Annotated in this window: 4 protein-coding genes; all 4 read right to left on the reverse strand. The window is 63.2% G+C overall.

What is annotated here, in order from left to right:
* Positions 1–166: 166 nt before the first annotated feature.
* A complete protein-coding gene (gene dusA, locus D3H34_RS31585; RefSeq protein ID WP_119558748.1) occupies positions 167–1,189 on the reverse strand; it encodes a tRNA dihydrouridine(20/20a) synthase DusA in 1,023 nt (340 codons plus the stop codon).
* A 151-nt stretch (positions 1,190–1,340) separates the two neighbouring features.
* Positions 1,341–1,652, reverse strand: a complete 312-nt coding sequence (locus D3H34_RS31590; protein WP_119558749.1) for a cytochrome C oxidase subunit IV family protein — start codon at positions 1,650–1,652, stop codon at positions 1,341–1,343.
* A gap of 8 nt (positions 1,653–1,660) precedes the next feature.
* Positions 1,661–2,374, reverse strand: coding sequence for a heme-copper oxidase subunit III family protein (locus tag D3H34_RS31595; protein ID WP_119558750.1), 714 nt, complete (start codon positions 2,372–2,374; stop codon positions 1,661–1,663).
* 13 nt (positions 2,375–2,387) lie between these two features.
* Positions 2,388–2,687, reverse strand: a 300-nt coding sequence (locus D3H34_RS31600) for a cytochrome c oxidase subunit 3 family protein (RefSeq protein ID WP_491047155.1), incomplete at its 5' end; no start/stop codon positions are given.

The raw sequence follows: 2,687 nt of genomic DNA on the forward strand, positions 1-2,687 counted from the left end.
GCGCTGGGTTTCATACATTTGGTAAAGCATGGGCAAGACCTTGTTATGTTGCAGTGCAATATAGCAGTTGTCTGGCATGACGGTGCGAGAGTGTGGCAGAGCCATCGCATCCATGCGGGAGAACCTTCGCCGAAAGCCGTTCTGTCATGTGCAACCGGTATATGCCTCAGGCGCTCGCGCCCGCTTCCTCGGCGCGCGGCAGCCGCGCGATGGCCATGACTTCGCGCGCTGGCAAGCCCTTGAGACGGTGATCGCTCCAGACCTGGCGCCAGCGGCGCGCGCCCGCGAGCCCGTGGCGCAGGCCCAGCATATGGCGCGCAATGCTGTACCAGTGGGTGCCGTGCGCCAGCGCTTCGCGCTCCATGTACTCGACCATCTGCTCCTCGACCGCTTCGCGCGTCAGCGCGCTGGGCGCCGCGCCGTAGAACTGCGCATCCCAGCTCGCGAGCCACCAGGGGTTGTGATAGGCCTCGCGGCCGATCATCACGCCGTCGACCACCTCGAGTTGCTCGGCGACCGCCGCGCTGTCCTTGAAGCCCCCGTTGATCGCAATGGTCAACTGCGGAAATTCACGCTTGAGCCGGGCCACGACGTCGTAGCGCAGCGGCGGCACTTCGCGGTTTTCCTTGGGCGACAGGCCCTTGAGCCAGGCGTTGCGCGCGTGCACGATGAACACTTCGCAGCCCGCGTCAGCCACGGTACCGATGAAATCGCGCACGAAGTCGTAGCTTTCGCTCTTGTCGATGCCGATGCGGTGCTTCACCGTGACCGGAATCTGCACCACGTCGCGCATCGCCTTGACGCCGTCGGCGACGAGCTGCGCCTCGTTCATCAGGCAGGCGCCAAACGCGCCGCGCTGCACGCGCTCGCTGGGACAGCCGCAATTAAGGTTGATCTCGTCGTAGCCCCATTGCTCTCCGAGCTGCGCGCTGCGCGCGAGGTCGGCGGGCTCGCTGCCGCCGAGCTGCAAGGCCAGGGGGTGTTCTTCGGCATTGAAGCGCAAGTGGCGCGGCACATCGCCGTGCAGCAGCGCGCCGGTGGTCACCATCTCGGTATAGAGCAGCGTATGGCGCGTCAACAGCCGGTGCAGGTAGCGGCAATGCCTGTCGGTCCAGTCCATCATCGGCGCGACGGACATCCGCCAATTCAATGCAACAGGTTGATTTTGTGGGGAAGTCTGCGAATTCATGGGCGGTATTTGGTGCTTGTGGCACTGGCTGTAGCACCCGAGAAGCGCGCGGGCTAAACCACTGCGTACACAGCACAGATACGTCTAAAAGATCAGGGCGTCATTGTGCACACAGAGGCGCAGACCTTCACGAAGAAGGCTTTAGCCAATTTCAGCGGAAAAACAGCGAGCGGATCGCAAACGTGTACTCGGACTCCAGCGCCATCAGGGCCACCAGTACCAGAAGGCATAGCGGTGGCAGCAAGATCGCGCAGACCAGCGCCAGCCGTTCCCAGGCCAGGTGCATGAAGACCGCGACGATCAAGCCGGCCTTCATCAGCATGAAAGCCACAATCAGGCCCCAGCGCAGATAGCCTGTGAAGCGGAAGTAGTCGACCATGTAGGACAGTGTGCTGAGCACGAACAGCAGCCCCCATATCTTGAGGTAAAGGCTGATCGGATGTTGTTGGCCGGTGGATAGCATGGCAGACCTCACCAGAGGTAGAACAGCGCAAAAATGAACACCCAGACCAGATCGACGAAGTGCCAGTACAGGCCTGCGATCTCGACGATCTGGTAGTTGCCGCTCTTTTCATAGTCGCCGCGCAGCAACTTGAAGGCGACGGTGAACAGGTAGAGCACGCCGAGCGACACATGCAGGCCGTGAAAGCCGGTGATCATGAAGAAGGCCGAGCCGAACTGCGCCGCCCCCATCGGGTTGCCCCAGGGGCGCACGCCTTCCTCCAGGATCAGCTTGGACCATTCAAAGGCCTGCATCGCAACAAACATCGTGCCCAGCATGCCGGTCGCCAGCATCAGCGTGGCGGCTTTCACCCGGTCGCGGCGGTAAGCGAAGTTCACCGCCATCGCCATGGTGCCGCTGCTGGTGATGAGCACGAAGGTCATCAGCGCGATCAGCAGCAGCGGCACGTCCACGCCCGCGACATGCAGGGCGAACACCTCGCTGGGGTTGGGCCAGGGCACGGTGGTCGCGCCGCGCACCGCCATGTATCCGACGAGAAAGCAGCTGAAAACGAAAGTGTCCGAGAGCAGGAAGATCCACATCATGGCCTTGCCCCAGGACACGCGGAAGGCTTCGCGGTCGGACGACCAGTCCGCCAGGAGCCCGCGCCAGCCGTCGGGCGCAGCGGGTGTTTCCGGCGTGGCTGCCAGAGGTGCGGCGGATGCGTTGGTGACAAGGCTCATGGTCAGGCCTCTTTCAGGCGGTGCCACAGATGAAGCGCACCACTTGCGGCGTCAGCCCACCCAGCGTGGCGAACAGCAGGATCCAGACGGCCAGCAAAAAATGCCAGTAGCGTGTGCACAGCCTGATGCGTTGCTCCGCACGTGCCGGTGTGGCCTGGCGCCACAGGCCGGTCGCCGTCACGCCCCAGGCGATGAGGCCTCCCGCCACATTCAGCCCGTGCAGGGCGGTCAGCAGGTAGAAAAAACTCGCGGCCGGGTTGCCTGCCGGCATCACCTGCGCGGCATACAGCATCTGCCAGGCCCACATCTGGAC

The sequence above is a fragment of the Acidovorax cavernicola genome (assembly GCF_003581445.1).

Excerpts from the sequence above, each read along its gene's own strand:
- dusA (WP_119558748.1), bottom strand. The coding sequence starts at position 1,189 with ATGAATTCGCAGACTTCCCCACAAAATCAACCTGTTGCATTGAATTGG.
- D3H34_RS31590 (WP_119558749.1), bottom strand. The coding sequence starts at position 1,652 with ATGCTATCCACCGGCCAACAACATCCGATCAGCCTTTACCTCAAGATA.
- D3H34_RS31595 (WP_119558750.1), bottom strand. The coding sequence starts at position 2,374 with ATGAGCCTTGTCACCAACGCATCCGCCGCACCTCTGGCAGCCACGCCG.